The organism is Methylobacterium jeotgali, from assembly GCF_022179345.1.
Lineage (GTDB): Bacteria > Pseudomonadota > Alphaproteobacteria > Rhizobiales > Beijerinckiaceae > Methylobacterium > Methylobacterium jeotgali.
The window spans coordinates 29,158-44,619 of sequence record NZ_BPQR01000035.1; the positions used below are offsets into that span (position 1 = coordinate 29,158).

At 74.2% G+C, this 15,462-nt stretch carries 13 protein-coding genes; 11 read left to right on the plus strand and 2 right to left on the minus strand.

The window, feature by feature from the left end; genetic code table 11:
- Positions 1 to 123: 123 nt before the first annotated feature.
- From MFF04_RS10585 to MFF04_RS10625, 9 genes are all read left to right on the plus strand, one after another.
- The gene (locus MFF04_RS10585) at positions 124 to 978 is read left to right on the plus strand and encodes a hypothetical protein (RefSeq protein ID WP_238275677.1); all 855 of its coding nucleotides are present in this window, start codon (positions 124 to 126) and stop codon (positions 976 to 978) included.
- Between the two features lie 363 nt (positions 979 to 1,341).
- Positions 1,342 to 1,560 carry a hypothetical protein gene (locus tag MFF04_RS10590; protein ID WP_238275678.1) on the plus strand — a complete coding sequence of 73 codons (219 nt, stop codon included), beginning with the start codon at positions 1,342 to 1,344 and terminating at the stop codon, positions 1,558 to 1,560.
- A 76-nt stretch (positions 1,561 to 1,636) separates the two neighbouring features.
- Entirely contained in the window at positions 1,637 to 1,870 is a 234-nt protein-coding gene (locus tag MFF04_RS10595) for a hypothetical protein (protein WP_238275679.1), read from the plus strand.
- 82 nt (positions 1,871 to 1,952) lie between these two features.
- The gene (locus tag MFF04_RS10600; protein ID WP_238275681.1) at positions 1,953 to 3,041 is read left to right on the plus strand and encodes a SctD/MshK family protein; all 1,089 of its coding nucleotides are present in this window, start codon (positions 1,953 to 1,955) and stop codon (positions 3,039 to 3,041) included.
- A gap of 62 nt (positions 3,042 to 3,103) precedes the next feature.
- On the plus strand, positions 3,104 to 3,658 hold the full coding sequence (locus MFF04_RS10605) for a hypothetical protein (protein ID WP_238275683.1): 555 nt from the start codon (positions 3,104 to 3,106) through the stop codon (positions 3,656 to 3,658).
- Positions 3,655 to 4,143, plus strand: coding sequence for a type III secretion apparatus assembly chaperone SctY (sctY, locus tag MFF04_RS10610; RefSeq protein ID WP_238275685.1), 489 nt, complete (start codon positions 3,655 to 3,657; stop codon positions 4,141 to 4,143). Before MFF04_RS10605 ends, sctY begins: the two co-directional genes overlap by 4 nt.
- Positions 4,140 to 6,302, plus strand: coding sequence for a type III secretion system export apparatus subunit SctV (sctV, locus tag MFF04_RS10615; protein WP_238275686.1), 2,163 nt, complete (start codon positions 4,140 to 4,142; stop codon positions 6,300 to 6,302). Before sctY ends, sctV begins: the two co-directional genes overlap by 4 nt.
- Positions 6,303 to 6,360: 58 nt before the next feature.
- Positions 6,361 to 9,747: a DUF4781 domain-containing protein gene (locus MFF04_RS10620; RefSeq protein ID WP_238275687.1), complete on the plus strand. Its 3,387-nt coding sequence runs from the start codon at positions 6,361 to 6,363 to the stop codon at positions 9,745 to 9,747.
- Between the two features lie 33 nt (positions 9,748 to 9,780).
- Entirely contained in the window at positions 9,781 to 10,170 is a 390-nt protein-coding gene (locus MFF04_RS10625) for a hypothetical protein (protein ID WP_238275688.1), read from the plus strand.
- Positions 10,171 to 10,266: 96 nt separating this feature from the next.
- Here MFF04_RS10625 and MFF04_RS10630 read toward each other — a convergent pair whose 3' ends face one another.
- Together MFF04_RS10630 and MFF04_RS10635 are read right to left on the minus strand one after the other, a co-directional pair.
- A complete protein-coding gene (locus tag MFF04_RS10630) occupies positions 10,267 to 11,163 on the minus strand; it encodes a response regulator (protein WP_238275689.1) in 897 nt (298 codons plus the stop codon).
- A gap of 336 nt (positions 11,164 to 11,499) precedes the next feature.
- Positions 11,500 to 12,648 carry a DUF1521 domain-containing protein gene (locus MFF04_RS10635; RefSeq protein WP_238275690.1) on the minus strand — a complete coding sequence of 383 codons (1,149 nt, stop codon included), beginning with the start codon at positions 12,646 to 12,648 and terminating at the stop codon, positions 11,500 to 11,502.
- 454 nt (positions 12,649 to 13,102) lie between these two features.
- On the opposite strand from MFF04_RS10635, the gene MFF04_RS21935 reads away from it, so the two are divergent.
- Together MFF04_RS21935 and MFF04_RS10645 are read left to right on the plus strand one after the other, a co-directional pair.
- Entirely contained in the window at positions 13,103 to 14,962 is a 1,860-nt protein-coding gene (locus tag MFF04_RS21935) for a LysM peptidoglycan-binding domain-containing protein (protein ID WP_283206364.1), read from the plus strand.
- Positions 14,956 to 15,456, plus strand: coding sequence for a hypothetical protein (locus tag MFF04_RS10645; RefSeq protein WP_238275691.1), 501 nt, complete (start codon positions 14,956 to 14,958; stop codon positions 15,454 to 15,456). Before MFF04_RS21935 ends, MFF04_RS10645 begins: the two co-directional genes overlap by 7 nt.
- Positions 15,457 to 15,462: the final 6 nt, after the last annotated feature.

The window sequence follows — 15,462 nt, forward strand, 5'->3', positions numbered from 1 at the left end:
CGCGGGCCGGGCGAGGCGCCGGCTTGCCAAACCGCGGCCAGGCTCGAGATTGGCGCGGACTGTCAGCCCGGTGTCGTCGACCTGTCGTAGACGAGGGCCGGAATCGTGAGGCGGCGCAGGGTCATGAATCGAATCGCTGGCGGATCGTCGGTCGGAAGCTCCCACCGGCCGCGCGGCCTCGTCCTCGCTGCGCCCTTGCTCGCCGCGCCCTTGGCCGCGCTCCTCGCGCTCGCGGTGGCCGCGCCCCTTCCCGCCGGGGCGGCGGTGCTGAAGCTCTCTGACAAGCCCTACAGCTACACGGTCATCGACCAGGACCTCTCGGCCGCCCTCCAGGAGTTCGGCTCGAACGTCGGGATCAAGGTCAACATCAGCCCGGAGGTGAAGGGCCGCATCCAGGGCCGCATGCCGGAGGGGACGGCGCAGGCGTTCCTCGACCGTCTGGCGACGAGCTACAATCTCGAATGGTACTTCGACGGCAGCGTTCTGTTCGTCACCTCCGCCAAGGAAAGCCGCACCCAGCTCCTCGTGCTGAGCCCCATCGGCTACGAGGACCTCACGGGCGCCCTCGACGCGCTCCAGATCAGCGACGCGCGCTTCCCCCTGCGCCCTTCGCCGGGCAAGGCGGTGGTGATGGTCTCCGGGCCGCCCCGCTACGTGGCGCTCGTCGAGCAGACGCTGGCCGGCCTCGTCGCCGAGGAGCAGGCAAGGCCGAAGACCGGCCCCGCCGCCCGCAAGGCCCCCCAGGCGCAGAAGGAGACGGTGCTCACCGTGTTCCGCGGCGGCCAGACCACGGTCCTGCGCGACGGGCGCCCCGAGCGACTCACCGAGGCCGAGGCGCCGACCCAGTCGGGTCCGCAGCCGGCCGCGAATCAGGTCCGCGCGCCGCTTCCCGCCGGCACCGCCCTCCCCGGCCCCGTCCTCCCGGCTCCGGTTCCGGCGATCCCGCAGCCCGCCGGCCTGCCGCTTCTCTCCCGCTGATCGCGGGCCTGCGCAGGCAACTCTTCCGGAAGGCGCGCCCGTCCCGGCACGGCGCCGGGCCGTCTTCGCGCGCCCTGCCTGACACTAGGCACGCGCGCGGGCGTCTCCGCGCCGCCGGGAGGCGATCCGGCGACCGGATTCGGTGAGCCGGCTCAACCGCATCACCGTCAGGTTCCCGAAAGCTCGCCTTCCTAGCGTCCCGGCCGTGGCGCTCCGCGGCGGCGGGAAAACACCCCTCCGACGCGGCGCCGACGAGCGGCCGGGGCGCGTTCGCGCGTCCGCGGCCTTTCGAGGAAGCGAGAGGCCGTGCCCGGCGTCTCCCGCGACGCGGGGCGCGCCGGACCGGCCACAAGGGAGCAGCCGATGCTCGGAACGATCGGGAACATCGCGGGCGGCCTTCTGGGCGGCCCCCTCGGCAGCCTGGCCGGCGGGGCGATCGGAAGCGCCCTCGACGGCGGCAGCGGCGGCGGAGAGGCCAAGGCCTTCGAGCAGGCGCTCGGCCAGTTCGCCACGCAGGTCGCCGGCGACGCCATGGACGAGATGAACCAGGCGATGGCCGACACCGAAGAGGATTTCGCCTGACCGGGCGGGATTCAGGGATCCGGGCCCCGCGGCCCGGCCCCGTGAACGCAGACCAATCCAGATCAGACAGGAGACGATGATGGCCGGTGGAATTCTCGGAGGCATCACCAACGCGATCGGCGGCCTGGTGGGCGGCGGTGGCGGCGGCGCGGGCGGTGCCGGCGGCGCGGGGGGCGACAGCTTCGCCAACAACCTCTCCCAGCTCAAGCAGGTGAGCGAGGAGCAGCAGCAGAAGCAGATGGAGCTTCGCATGGTCTCCGCGAAGCTCGGCACGGACCAGAACGCCGCCAAGGAGAAGCCGCAGCAGTAAGGCTGCGCACCGGGGCCGGCCCGTCCGGCCCCGCGCTTCCAGCCAAATGCGCCCCGCGCCGCTCGCGTGCGGGGCGCCCACCATGAGGGGTGAAGCCGTGGCGAGCGCGAACGACACCATCGAGACCGATTTTCATGCCGGCGCCCCGCGCGTCGACGAGGCCTATGCCTTCGAGATCCGCTCGGGGCTCTATCTCGGGCTGACCCACGCGGTCGCCGAGGGCCGGCACCTGTTCGGCAGCGGCGAGGATTGCGACCTCGTGCTCCTGGAGCCGGGTCTCGCCACCACCCACGCCGCGATCGTCCTTGAGGGCGACACCATCCGCGTCGAGGGCCTGGCCGAGGGCGTCGCCGTCGAGGGCGCCGGGCTCGTGCCGCCGGGCGCCGCCCGCACCGTGCGGCTGCCGGCCGTGGTCCGGATCGGGCCGGTCGAGACCGCCTGGCGCGGGTCCGGGGCCGCCGAGGAGGCGCCCGCGCCGCAGGCCGCGCTGCCCGCCTGGCGCCGGTTCCTGCAGCGGCCGGCGATGCCCGGCATCGCCGCGGCCGGGTTCCTGGCCGCCACCCTCTTCCTCACCGTCGCCAAGCCCATCGCCGACGCGGCCTCCCTCGCGGAGGGCGCCCGCGGGGCCGTCTCGGCGGTGCCCGAGGCCGCGACGCCCGCCACGCTCTCCGCGCCGTCACCGGCGAGGGAGGCGGTTCCGGGTCCGAACGAGGGTCCGGTCAAGGGCGCCCCCAAGGAGGCCAAGGATATCGGCCGAACGGCTCCGGCGCCGTCCCAGCGCAGCCTGGAGACCGCCACCGCCTCGCTTCGGGCGGCCGTCGAGGGCGCCGGGCTCCTCAACGTCCACCTCTCCTCCAGCGGCGGCGCCGTCAGCGCCAGCGGGACCGTCGAGCCGGCCCAGGCCCGGCGGTGGGAGGCGCTCCAGAAGGAGTTCGACGAACGCTTCGTCGGCGAGGTCACCCTCGTCAACAGCGTCGCCGTCAAGGCCGAGAAGCTGCCCGCCTCCCTCGGCATCGAGGGCGTGTGGCGGGGGCCGCAGCCCTACATCGTGGTGCGCGGGCAGCGCTACCTCGTCGGCGCCGTCGTCGACGGCGGCTGGGCGATCCGGGGCATCGAGGCCGACCGGGTGATGCTGGAGCGCGAGGGCCGCCTCGTCGCCATGCGCTTCTGAACCCCGCCGCCTCCCGAAACCGACCGGCCCGCTGACCCGCGCGCCGACTGGAAGGACGCATCATGGCCCGCCTGCGCCGCTCGCCCGTCTCCACCGGGACCACCCCGCCCGCCGCTCCGCCCCCGGCCGGGGCAGACGGGCTCGGCCGCGATCCGCGCGCCGACGGTCTCGATCCGCGGGCCCGGCTCGACGGGGCGGCACCCCTCGGCGAGCGCGGCGGCCGCGGCAGCGAGGCCGTTGGCCAGGGGCCGGGCGAGGAGGGTGTCGAGCTCGACGCGGCGATCGACGCCATGCTCGCCGCCGGCGGCGTCGATGCGGTGACGCGGGTGCGCCTCAGCGAGGCCCGCCGGGCCATCGCGGAGGCCGGCGCCGGCGAGGCGGAGGTCTTCGAGGGCGCGAGCCTGTCGCGCTCCCTGTTCCGCTTCGTGATGCCCCGCCTGCACCACCCGGAGGTGCTGCGCGGCGACCGCCACCGGGCGCTGTTGGAGGGCCTCGCCGAGGGGCTCGCCGCCGAGAGCGACGACGGCATCGTGCGCGAGGGCGCCCTCGTGGTCCACCGCGAGCTGCGCCGCCTCGCGATGCTGCGCGCCAGCCGAAACGCGCTGATCGAGGGATGACGGCCATGCTCGACCCGAAATCCGATCCCCCGCTCGATCCGGCGGACGATCTTTCCGGAGACGCGGCGGTCGCCCTGCCCGTGCCGGCCCTCGCGACCGTCGCGATGCCCGCGCTCGCCGGCCGCCACCGGCCGCTGATCGCCCGCGAGCAGCGCGACCTTCTCTGCGCGCTCGCCTACGTCGCCCTCGGCGTCGGCGATTCCGCCCAGGCCGTGACGCTGCTCGGCCTCGTCCTTCGCGAGGCTCCCGATGATGCCGGCGTGCTCCGCCTTCTCGCCTACGCCCTGGTCGAGGCCGGCAGCGGCGCCCAGGCGCTCGCGGCGCTCGACCGTCTGGAGCGGATCGAGCCGGCGCAGGCCCCGCCGATGCTGCTGCTGCGCAGCCAGGCCCTGCGCCTCGCCGGCCGGCTCGACGAGGGCCGCGCCGTGTTCCGCCGCTTCGTCGAGACCCGCCAGACCGCGCCCGCCGAGGAGACCCGCCGATGACCGACGCCCTCGGCACCGCCCGGACCTTCCTGCGCCGCCTGCCCGCGAGCCCCGACATCGCGGTGGCCCTCGTCGTCGTGCTCGCCGTGGCGATGATGGTGCTGCCGATGCCGCACGTCCTCGTCGACGCGCTGATCGCCTTCAACCTCGGCTTCGCGGTGCTGCTGCTGATGGTGGCGCTCTACGTGGTGAGCCCGCTCTCCTTCTCGACCCTGCCGGGGATCATCCTGATCTCGACGGTGTTCCGGCTGGCGCTGACCATCACCACCGCCCGCCTGATCCTCGCCGAGGGCGATGCCGGCGACATCATCCGCACCTTCGGCGAGTTCGTGATCTCGGGGAACCTGATCGTCGGCCTCGTGGTGTTCCTCATCATCACGCTCGTGCAGTTCATCGTCATCGCCAAGGGCGCCGAGCGGGTCGCCGAGGTCGGCGCCCGCTTCACCCTCGACGCGCTGCCCGGCAAGCAGATGGCGATCGACGCCGAGCTGCGGAACGGCGACATCGACCAGGCCCAGGCCAAGGCCCGCCGGAACACCCTGGAGCGGGAGAGCCAGCTCTACGGCGCCATGGACGGCGCCATGAAGTTCGTAAAGGGCGACGCCATCGCCGGGCTCGTCGTCATCGCCGTCAACATGATCGGCGGGCTGGCCATCGGCACCCTCGTGCGGGGGATGCCGATCGGGCAGGCGCTCCACGAGTACACCCTGCTCTCGATCGGCGATGCGCTGATCTCGCAGATCCCGGCGCTGCTGCTCTCGCTGACCGCCGGCACCATCGTCACCCGCGTCACCGGCGGGCGCGACATCGGCCTCGGCCGCGACATCGCCGAGCAGCTCGTCTCAGACCCCCGGGCGCTCCGCCTCGCCGCCGCCGTGCTGCTCGGCATGGCCGCGATCCCGGGCTTTCCCGCCCCGATCTTCCTGGTGCTGGCCGCGGCCTTCGCGGCGGCGAGCTTCCGGCGCAAGCCGGAGCCGGCTGCGGAAGTGGCCGGCGAGGCCACGGCCGAGGAGCAGGAATCCGCCCGCGCCCGCAAGCCGGCCCTTCCCGCCGAGGCGGTGCCGGTCATGCTCGTGCTCGCGCCCGGCCTGCTGGAGCGGCTCGACGCGGGCGCGCTCGCCAAGGGCATCGCCCGCATCCGCTCCGGCGTCTCGACGGATCTCGGCGTGCTCATCCCCGAGGTCGGCACCGGGGTCGACCCGCAGCTCGGCGAGGGCGAGTTCCGCCTCGACGTCGAGGGCGTGCCGGTCGATGCCGGCCATATCCGCCCCACGCTGCTCGTCCTCGACGACGACGTGGCGAACCTCGAGCTCGCCGGCATCCCCTACACGACCGAGGACGGCGCCGGCGCGCCGGTCTGGATCGAGGCCGAGCACCGCCCGGCGCTCCGCGAGGCCGGCATCGGCCATCTCGACGCGGGCGAGCTGGTCGCCGCGCGCCTGCGGGCCGTGCTGATGCGCTACACCGGCCGCTTCGTCGGCATCCAGGAGACCCGCGCCCTGCTGGCGCGGATGGAGACGGGCTACGCCGACCTCGTCAAGGAGGTGCTGCGCTCGGTCCCCGTGCCGCGGATCGCCGAGGTGCTGCGCCGCCTGCTCGAGGAGGGCATCCCGATGCGCAACACGCGCATCCTGCTCGAGGCGCTGGCCGAATGGGGCGAGCGCGAGCAGAACCCGATGCTGCTCACCGAGTACGTGCGCTCGGGCCTCAAGCGCCAGATCTGCCACCGGCATGCCAACGCCCACAAGGTCGTGGCCGCCTACGTGCTGGAGCGGGAGGCGGAGGAGGCCGTCCGCGCGGCGGTGCGCGACACCGCCGTCGGCCCCTACCTCGTCCTCGACGAGCGCCCCTCCGAGGCGCTGCTCTCGCAGATGCGGCGTATCCAGGAGAATGCCGGCCCCCGCGGGGCGGCGGGCGAGGCCGGGCGGCCGGTGCTGCTCGCGTCCATGGACATCCGCCGCTTCGTGCGTGGCTTCCTCGCCCGCAACGGCGTCGACATCCCGGTGCTGTCCTACCAGGATCTCGCCGACGAGTTCACGGTGCAGCCGGTCGGCTCGATCAGCCTGCAGCGGGGCCAGGCCAAGGCCGCATCCCCGGCGCGCACCCCCGTCTCGCCACCCCGCGAGACCGTCCGCGACGCCGCGCTCGCCGCCGGCTGAACTCCGCCTTTCCTGACGCCGCACGGGGCGAGGCCCCGAACCGACGAGGAGACACGCGATGGCCTCCACCGCCTCCGTCGCCCCGCAGAAGCCCCCCGCTCCGCCGCCGCAGCCCCAGAAGCCGGCGCCCGAGGCGCAGCGCTTCCCCGGCCCGCCGGCCGAGCAGACCACGGCTGAGCAGGCCAAGGCGGATCCGGCCAAGGCCGGTCCGGTCGAGACCGCGGCCGCCGCGGCGCCCCAGGCCCGGCCCGCCAACGAGAACGCGCCTCAGGCCGCCGCGCCCGAGGCTCCGGCCTCCCCCGCCCCGGAGCCGGTGGCGCCGGAGCGGGCGCGGCAGATCGCCGACTGGGCGGCGAACCGGTCCGACCACAGTGGCGGCTTCCTCGGCTTCGGCGGCACGGATTCGAGCGAGAAGACCCGCGACGCGCTGACCGGCCGCTCCGAGCTCGGCCCGATGAGCGCCGGCGAGCAGCGCGTCCTCGCCGACCGGATGATCGAGCGCTGGGAGGCGGGCAAGGGCGATGGCGCCTCGGGCCCCGCCCGGCTCGTGGAGGCTCTGAGCGACGCGCCCGAGAGCCGCGCCCTCCTCGGCGAGCGCCTGGCCTCGCGGGCGGCGGCGATCGACCGCGACACCCCCTTCGACCCCGCCAAGCCCGACGAGAACTGGGGCGAGCGCCTGCGCGCGGGCAGCTACGCCCGCCAGGCGGTCGCGGCGGCGGGCCCCGCCGACGACCCGGCCGCGAAGGGGCGTCTCGCGGCCACCGTGACGGCCCTCGGACCCGAGGCGGCCGGCGGCTTCGCCAACGCCCTCGCCGCCGACGGGATCGGCCTCTACGCGCCCGGCGGCAGCGACCTCGCCCGGACCCTCGACGCGTCGGCCACCGCCGCGCCCGATGCCCGGGCGGCCTTCGTGCAGAACGCCTTCGCCCGCACCGACGCGAGCCGCTACGCCGAGCCCGATCTCCAGAGGGCCATGGCCGGGGCGCTCGCGCGGGAATGGAATCCGGACGACCCGGCGGCGGCCGGTCGCGACGCGGAGCGGCTCTCCGGCATCCTCGCCACCGACCAGGGCCGGCGCCTGCTCGGGGCCGGGGGCGAGGACGGACCGTCGCTGGAGACCCGCGTCAACGCGCTGGCGACGGTGCGCGCCGACCCGTCGATCACCGGCGACGTCCTCAAGCGCACCGACGATCCCTGGACGAATCCGGCGGTGATCGCGCCGAGCGCCCAGGCGAGCGCCCGGCAGTATCTCGACAACCGGGGCGACGCCCCCGTCGCGCTGTCGGGGAGCGACCTCGACAACACCGTCGGCACGGCGATGGGGCTGCCCCCCGCTCTGCCGCCGGGCACCGACCCGGCGCAGGCCGAGGCGGCGGCGGCGCGGGGGCAGTTCAGCTACTTCGCCACGGGCGACTCGGCCGAGCCGGTCAAGGCCGTCGCCGACCAGATCCGCGCGGTGGCCGGCGACGGCCCGGCGAACGTGACGGTCCTGCCCGTCACCTATTCCGACGGCAAGACCGGGCCGGTGCAGCTGCCTCTGTTCCGGGTCTCCGATCCGTCGGGAGCCGAGCGCTTCGTCGACAACACCGGCCGGCGCTACGACAGCTTCGAGGACTGGCGCACCAACAACGTGCTGCCGCCGGGCACGCAGGTCTATCCGGAGAACGGGCACCTCGCGGCCGGGCCGGACGGGCGCGTGGCGCTCGGCCAGGAGAACACGCCGAAGACCGTCGACACGTTCGGCGAGCATCTCACCTCGGTCGTGGACAAGGTGGCCCTCGTCGGCGGCATCGTCGCCGGCGGCGTGCTCATCGTCGGCACCGGCGGTCTCGCGACGCCGGTCGTGGCGGGAGCCGCCGCCGTCGCGGTGGGCGCGGGCGCCTGGGGCGCCTATCGCAGCGGCAGCGAGCTCGTGGATCGCGGGCAGCACGGCCAGTCGCTGAATCCGATCACCGACGCGGACGCCCGCGGCCTCTGGCTGAACCTCGGGGCGAGCGTCGCCTCGGTCGGCGCCTTCGGCAGCGCCGCGCGCCTCGCCCAGCTCGGCCAGGCGGGCCGCGCCGTGGCGCCGCTTGAGGCCTCGCTTCACGGCTACGTCCAGGCGGGCTCCTTCGCCCTCGACACCGCGGCGGTCGCCGACCAGGGGGTGAGCACCGCCCGCAACTGGGACCGGATGAGCGGGGAGGAGCGGGCCACCTCGATCCTCCAGATGGGCTTCTGGGGCGTCGGGGCCGGCGTCGGCATGCGGGCGTCCGGCACTCGCAACCCCGGCGACATGTTCAACCCGATCACGGTCCGCGACAACATCCTGGCGGCGAACCGGCCCCCGGTCTCGGCCGATCCGGCGCTCGCGGGTGACGCCGTCAAGATCGACTTCGACCCGGCGTCCGGCGTCGTCCGCGGCATCCGCCACGGGCCTGAGGCGACGCCGGCCGACATCGATCTCCACGCCCGCACCGCGGAGGGCATCCAGCGCAGCCTCACCCTGGAGGGGCAGGTCGCCCGCCTGTTCTCGGGGCGGAACGATCCGCCGCCCGGCAGCGTCGGCTGGGCGGCGCGCCAGGACATCGCCAAGGTCCGCGAGCGCCTCGACACGCGCCTGCGTGAGCTCGATGCCCCCGGTCTGACGCCCGAGCGGCGCGCCGAGATCGAGCACGCCAACGGGGTCGACCGCGCCCATCTCGACGCGCTCTCCGGCGAGGTCTCCTCCTTCGCCCGCGATCCCGACGCGGCGACGATCGACGCCCGCAACAGCAAGCGCAAGCGCGTGGAGGACGGTGCCGGCCCGGCCCCGAAGCGGAGCGGCGGCTACGACATCGAGGCGGAGCGCGCCAAGCTCCCGGTCGGCGAGACCACGCGGGAGGTCGGCGGCAACCGCGTGACCTACACCGTCAACGCCGAGCACAACCCGACCCAGGTCGACCTCTACCTGACCGAGATTCCGCCGAGCAAGAAGCGCTCCTCCGAGGAGAACCGGATGACCGCCGAGGTCGGCCGCTCCGGCGGCCGCGGGCGCGACACCCGCGAGGAGCGCGACAATGGCGGCCACATCGCCGGCTTCCAGTTCCTCCACGAGCAGGGTCTGATCAACCAGTTCCCGCAGAACGAGGATTTCAACCAGCGCGTCTTCAACGAGATCGACGGCGAGGTCCGCCAGTGGGTCGAGCAGGGCGCGCATGTCCACACCCGCTTCACGATCGGCGACGGCGACACGCCCGAGACCCGGACCTGGGGCGGCAAGCGCCCGAGCCACGTCACCGTCCAGTACGAGGTCACCGACCCCAAGACCGGCGAAGTGATCTACAGGACCGACGTGGCCCGGTTCGAGAACGAGGCCGGCCAGGAGTTCGACGGCTACAAGGACGGCCTGATCGAGGCGGGGGGCAACCCGAACGCCAAGATCGACGTTGCCGCCCGGATGCGCGAGGCCCTCGGCCTGGAGTAGCGGCCGCGGCGGCTGGAACGGAGGGAGACGGGCTTGAGCGAGCAAGGCACCATCGAGGCGCTGCATCACGAGATCGGCCGGCTCATCGTCCACGACGAGGCCTTCCTGGAGCTGCCCTGGACGAGCCTCGCCCTCGTGGCGACGATGCGCGACGAGACCACCGTGCAGCTCCACGGCTACGCCTATCTCGAGGACGGCAAGACGGAGGCGGTGACGCCGCGTGCCTCGACGGTGGCGCAGCGCTTCGTCGAGCTGCACCACGCCGCGCGCGAGCGCGACCCCCGGCCCTGGAAGGCGGCCCTCGTGCAGATCTGGCGCTCGAGCGCGAAGGTGAGCTTCTTCTTCGAGTACGACGACGCGGCGCGCTGGAAGGTGACGCCCCTCAACTACCAGACGATGCGCGAGGAGCTGCGGCCGAAATAGCCGGGGAGGTCGCCACGCCGGCCGCGCGAACGACCCGGTTCCGTCACCCGGAAAGGACCGTCCCCACGGCGGTCCTCGACCTGTCGGTGGTGCCCCTCAGGCGCTGCCTTCGCGCTCGCCGCCCTGGCTGAGGCTGACGGCGATCGCCGCCGCGACCACGGCGATCTGCGTCTCCGGAGGCTGCGGATCGGCGGCGAGGCTCGCGGCGATCGCCGGGAGCGTCGGAGCCGCAATCCCCTCCTCGCTCGCCAGCGCCACGGCGACGCGGGCGGCCATGATCGCGGCCTGCGGCACCTCGGGCAGGTCGATCGGCTGGTCCTCCTCGGTCTCCAGCACGTAGCCGGTGCCGCGGACGGTCCGCACCTTCGGCGTCGCCCCCGAGCCCATCAGGTGTCCGCGCAGCCGGTAGATGCCGACCTCGATGGCGTTCGAGGAGACCTCGTCCTCGAAGCTGTAGAGCCCCTCCTCGAGGACGCCCTTGGCGACCGTCTTGCCGGAGCGGCGGATCAGCATCTCGAGGATGCAGGTCTCCCGCCGCGGCATCCGCAGGAGCTTGCCGTCGACCCGCGCCTCGCGGCTCGCCGGATCGAAGGTGACGTTGCCGGCCTTGAGCACCGGGTCGAGGGCCGCCACCGGGCGGCGCAGCACGGCCCGGACCCGCGCCACGAGCTCGTCCAGCGGCATCGGCTTGAGCATGTAGTCGTCGGCGCCCGCGTTCAGCCCCTCGACCCGCTGGTCGACGGCATCGTGCTCGGCGGTGACGATCAGGATCGGCGCGGCGTTGCCGGCCCGGCGCTGGGCGCGCACCCAGTCGAGGCCGTCGCCGTCGGGCAGCATGCGGTCGACGAGGATCGCGTCGTAGGGCGCGACCGAGACCGAATCGCCGGCATCGGCGAGGCAGGGAGCGTGATCGACGACGAAGCCCTCGTCGCGCAGCACGCCGCCGATCGCGCGGGCGCAGTCCCGGTTGTCCTCGACCATCAGTATCCGCATCGATCTTCGTCCTCACGCCTATGAAGTCCGGGTCGTGATTCCGGCAAGTCGAGGGTCTGCCCGTCAGCGCAGGAGAGAACGCTTCCGTCTGGATCCCCGCTTCGCGGGTTCTATAGGCTGTCCGTCTATCGCGGATAGCCTGCGGTCATCAGGTTTGATCGCATTAATCAGTCACAAACAAGCCTTGTATGGCCTGTCCAATCGTGCTTGACTGATTCTCTGCTAAAGTTAGCTCGCTAAACATTATGCCAGAATGGTGAAGGGCGGCGGATCCGATGATCCGCCGCCCTCCCTTCCTTGGGGGTCGGGCCGTGCTCCTCGGCGCGGCCGACGACGTCAGGCCGCCGCCTCGGCCGCGTCGACGACGCTCTGGTCGACCGGCTTGCCGTCGCGGGTCTGCCAGGCGCCGCCGTCCTCGTAGATCGTGAGGGCGCCGTCATGCTCGAGGTCGTCGAGCGTCCGGCCGGCGTTCGACTGCTTCACCTCGAGGTTGTTCGCGCCGTCATGCGTGTCGCCGAGGCCGGTGACCTGGATGGCGTTGTCGCCGTTGGTGATGGTCAGCTTCGAGGAGAAGGTGGTGCCGTTCTCGCCGCCGGGCACGGTTCCGACGGTGATCTTGGTGCCGTCGTCGAGCTGGAAGGTGGTGTCCTTCTTGAAGTCGAAGTCGGTCTTGCCGTCACCATCCTTGTCGACATGGGGGTCGCCCCAGACCTTGGTGGTCTTGCCGGTCTCGTTGTTGGTCACCGTCCAGCTGGCGTCCTTCTCGTTCGCCTTGACGGTGTACTTGTCGCCGAGCTGGATCGTCGCCTCGCCGTCCTTGACCTCGTGGCTCCAGACGCCGCTGTTGCCGGTCGCCTGAGCCGAGCTCTCGTCCGGACGCGGCGCGTTCTGGGCCGTGGGCGCGGAGCCGCCGGCCGAGCCCGAGCCGCCCGGCGCGCCGTTGGCGCAGCTGCCCTTGGAGCCGCCGGCCGACCCGCCCGCGGGCGCCTCGGCCTTGAGCTTCGACATCAGCTCCGCGATGCCGTCGAGCAGGGCGTTCTTGGCGCCCTTGGGCAGGGCGGAATCGGCGACCCGGTCGGCGATCTCCTGGAAGCCGCTCATCAGATCCTGCGGGCTCGCAGGCGCGTCGCCCTCGGCGCCGCCGGTGGCCGCGGCCTCGCGGGCGCCGCCCGCCGAGCCCGAGCGCTCGCCGCGTCCGGCGTTCCGCGCCGGGGAGGTGTCCTCCGACGAGGCGCCCTCGGAGGCGGCACCCTGGGAGGCTGCGGCGAAGCCCTCGGCGAAGCCGTCGATGAGGGCGCGCTTCTCGTCGGGGTTCCGGGTCTCCTTGACGTCGGCGAGGAAGGCCTGGCCGCCGGAGCGCGGCGCGCGCTCCTGGCCGAGCAGGGCGTCGAGGAAGTTGCGCGCCGCCGTGGCGCCGTTCTCGGAGAGGTGGGAGGCGCCGAGCGCGCCGTTGGCGCCGGGCAGGTTCGAGACACCGAGGGTCATGGTTGAGCTCCGCTCAGGATGGATGGGCCTTAAGGTCCCTCGCGCGCCGGGCCTGCCGCCGCGTCCGGGACCGCTGATCCGAGCCGGCCGGCCGGCGCCTCGAACGGCGCCCCCGACCTGCCTGCGGAGACAGGGTTAGGAAGACCAGCTTTCGGCAACCTGACGGGGCGCGGCCCCGATCGCATTCCCGCGCATGCCCGCGGGGCCGGAGGGCGTCGTTGAGTTGATCCCCGCGCGCGAGGAGCGGATCGACCGCAGGCCCGATTTTTTCGCCGTCGACCGCGCGAAGAGACCCGTTGCCGGCAAGAAGATCGACGTGTCTCGACCGGGGATCGTCTGCGGTGTTCGAGACATCGTCGGAGATCTGCTTGATTCGTCAGGTCGGCGTCAGGTCGAGCCGTTAGCCCTGATCCTCGGAAGCGTTCGCCGGAACGCGAGAGGCCGGGGGGCCCGCATGCCGAAGGTCATCGACAAGCCGCAGGCCGCCCGCGCCGCCGAGCCCGCCCCCGAAGAGGAGGCCGGCACCCACTGGCCGGCGAGCCTGGAGCGGGCCGCTCCGCCCCCGGAGCCTGTCAAGCAGCAGAGCGCGGGCGGTGCCGGGCCGGTCTCGGCCGCCGCGGTGTCCTCCACCTCCTCCGCCGGCGCCAGCCCCGCGGCCGGGGCCGATCCGGCCAACGACAACGTCGTGCGCCACACGGTGCAGGAGGGAGACTCGCTCTGGAGCATCTCCCGCCAGTACGACCGGCCCTTTCCCGAGGTGCTGAAGGCCAACCCGCAGTTCCGCGATCCGGACCTCATCCATCCGGGCGAGACCGTCAACGTGCCGATGGGCGCCCCGCGCCAGGCGCCCCCGGCCCCACCGGCCGCCGTTCCCCCCGCCCCGCCCCCGGCCCCTCCGCAGGAGCCGCCCCGGGGCTCGGACACGCCGGGCCGGCCGGCGCCGCCCTCCGCCCCTCCGCTCGCGTCGCCGGACGTTCCGCCGGCCGCGCCGGGACCGGCGCCCGAGACGCCGCCGGGACCGACGCCCCCCACGGGCGCGCCGCCCTCGGGCGAGGCCTCCGGGCCGCCCTGCGGGATCGACGGCAGTCTCGGCTCGGCCTGCGCCGCCAACACCAACGTGCCCTGCGGCGTCGATGTCGGGGTCGGCACCGCCTGCGGCGGCAACGCCTCCGCGCCCTGCGCCGCGAACGTGAGCGTCGGCCGGGCCTGCGGCGGCAACGTCTCGGGTCCCTGCGCGGCCAAGGCCAGCGAGGGCACCGCCTGCGGCGGCAAGGCGAGCGCCTGCGCCGCCGACGGCGGCCTCGGCTCGGTCTGCGCGGCCGATGCCGGCGCCTGCGGGGCCAATCTCGGGGCGGGCACCGCCTGCGGCGCCAAGGAGAGCGCCTGCGGGGCCAATGCCAGCGGCGGCGTCGCCTGCGCCACCAATTTCGGCGCCTGCGGCACCAAGGCGACCGAGGGCAAGGCCTGCGGCGTCGACGGCAGCGTCTGCGGCTCGCGCTACAGCGGCCCGACCGTCTGCGGCGTCGACGGCAACCTCGCTTGCGGCGCCAAGGCGGGCGCGGGCGCGGCCGGCGGCGCGGTCGGCGCCTGCGGGGCCGATGCCGGGGTCCAGGTCTGCGGCACGGACGCCGATGCCTGCGGCGCGAACGTGGGCGCCGATGCCTGCGCGGCGGATGCCAACGCCTGCGCCGCCGACGCCACGGTCGAGGCCTGCGCCGCCGACGCCAACGCCTGCGGCGCCGATACCGGGCTCGACGCCTGCGCAGCGGATGCGGGCGCCTGCGGGGCGGATGCGACGGTCGACGTCTGCGCCGCCGATGCCGGGGCCTGCGGCGCCGATCTCGGGGTCGACGCCTGCGCGGCGGACGCCAACGCCTGCGGAGCCGACGCCACCGTCGAGGTCTGCGGCGCCGACGGCGCGGCCTGCGGCGCGGATGCGAGCGTCGAGGCCTGCGCGGCGGACGCCAACGCCTGCGGGGCGGACGCCAATGCCGAGGCCTGCGGCGCCGACGCCAATGCCTGCGCCGCCAACGCCGTGGCGGAAGCCTGCGCGGCCGATGCCAATGCCTGCGGGGCCAACGCCTCGGCCGACGCCTGCGTCGCGGATGCCGGAGCCTGCGCGGCGAACGCCACCGTCGAGGCCTGCGCGGCGGACGCCGACGCCTGCGCCGTTAAGGGCGGCGCCGATGTCTGCGCCGTCGATACCGGGCTCTGCGCGGTCAACGCCGGCGGGATCTGCGGCGTCGACGCGCCGCTCGGGGATCCCGTCTCCTTCTGCGCCATCAACGTGATCCCGCTGCTGCCCTCATGCTGATGCTCGACCTGCGCAACAGCACCGCGCGCATCTCCCTCGACGAGATCCTCGCGGGCGGCCGCCGCCACGTCTCGAACCCGGCGGCGTTCGCGGCCTTCATGGCGGGCCTGCGGCTGTCGCCGGCCCTGCTCAAGGAGCCGGACTGGCGCCGGCCGGCGAGCGCGGCCGGGGGCTTCGCCTTCTTCCGCACCCTGATGCACGTCGCGGTGCCCCGGTTCTACGACGCGCGTCATCTCGACGGGCTCGGCGGGCGCTTCGCCCTGCGCCTCGCCGGGGCCGGTCGCGCCTCCGACTACACCGTCACGGTCCTGAACCGGCGGGTGCTGACGCTCTCGGGCCTCCCCCTCGACCCGGCGAGCGGGGCCGCGGTGATCGACGCCGAGATCCGCGCCGACGTGTTCCTGGCCCTCTGGAACGACCTCACCGCCGAGCTGGCGCAGGCGACGCTGGAGCGCCTCGGCGCCCGGCAGCCCGTCATGCCCTCGGCCGCCTGAACCCTG

Bases quoted from the DNA above. Each gene is read 5' to 3' on its own strand.
- MFF04_RS10585 (WP_238275677.1), top strand. From the start codon at position 124: ATGAATCGAATCGCTGGCGGATCGTCGGTCGGAAGCTCCCACCGGCCG.
- MFF04_RS10590 (WP_238275678.1), top strand. From the start codon at position 1,342: ATGCTCGGAACGATCGGGAACATCGCGGGCGGCCTTCTGGGCGGCCCC.
- MFF04_RS10595 (WP_238275679.1), top strand. From the start codon at position 1,637: ATGATGGCCGGTGGAATTCTCGGAGGCATCACCAACGCGATCGGCGGC.
- MFF04_RS10600 (WP_238275681.1), top strand. From the start codon at position 1,953: ATGAGGGGTGAAGCCGTGGCGAGCGCGAACGACACCATCGAGACCGAT.
- MFF04_RS10605 (WP_238275683.1), top strand. From the start codon at position 3,104: ATGGCCCGCCTGCGCCGCTCGCCCGTCTCCACCGGGACCACCCCGCCC.
- sctY (WP_238275685.1), top strand. From the start codon at position 3,655: ATGACGGCCATGCTCGACCCGAAATCCGATCCCCCGCTCGATCCGGCG.
- sctV (WP_238275686.1), top strand. From the start codon at position 4,140: ATGACCGACGCCCTCGGCACCGCCCGGACCTTCCTGCGCCGCCTGCCC.
- MFF04_RS10620 (WP_238275687.1), top strand. From the start codon at position 6,361: ATGGCCTCCACCGCCTCCGTCGCCCCGCAGAAGCCCCCCGCTCCGCCG.
- MFF04_RS10630 (WP_238275689.1), bottom strand. From the start codon at position 11,163: ATGCGGATACTGATGGTCGAGGACAACCGGGACTGCGCCCGCGCGATC.
- MFF04_RS10635 (WP_238275690.1), bottom strand. From the start codon at position 12,648: ATGACCCTCGGTGTCTCGAACCTGCCCGGCGCCAACGGCGCGCTCGGC.
- MFF04_RS21935 (WP_283206364.1), top strand. From the start codon at position 13,103: ATGCCGAAGGTCATCGACAAGCCGCAGGCCGCCCGCGCCGCCGAGCCC.
- MFF04_RS10645 (WP_238275691.1), top strand. From the start codon at position 14,956: ATGCTGATGCTCGACCTGCGCAACAGCACCGCGCGCATCTCCCTCGAC.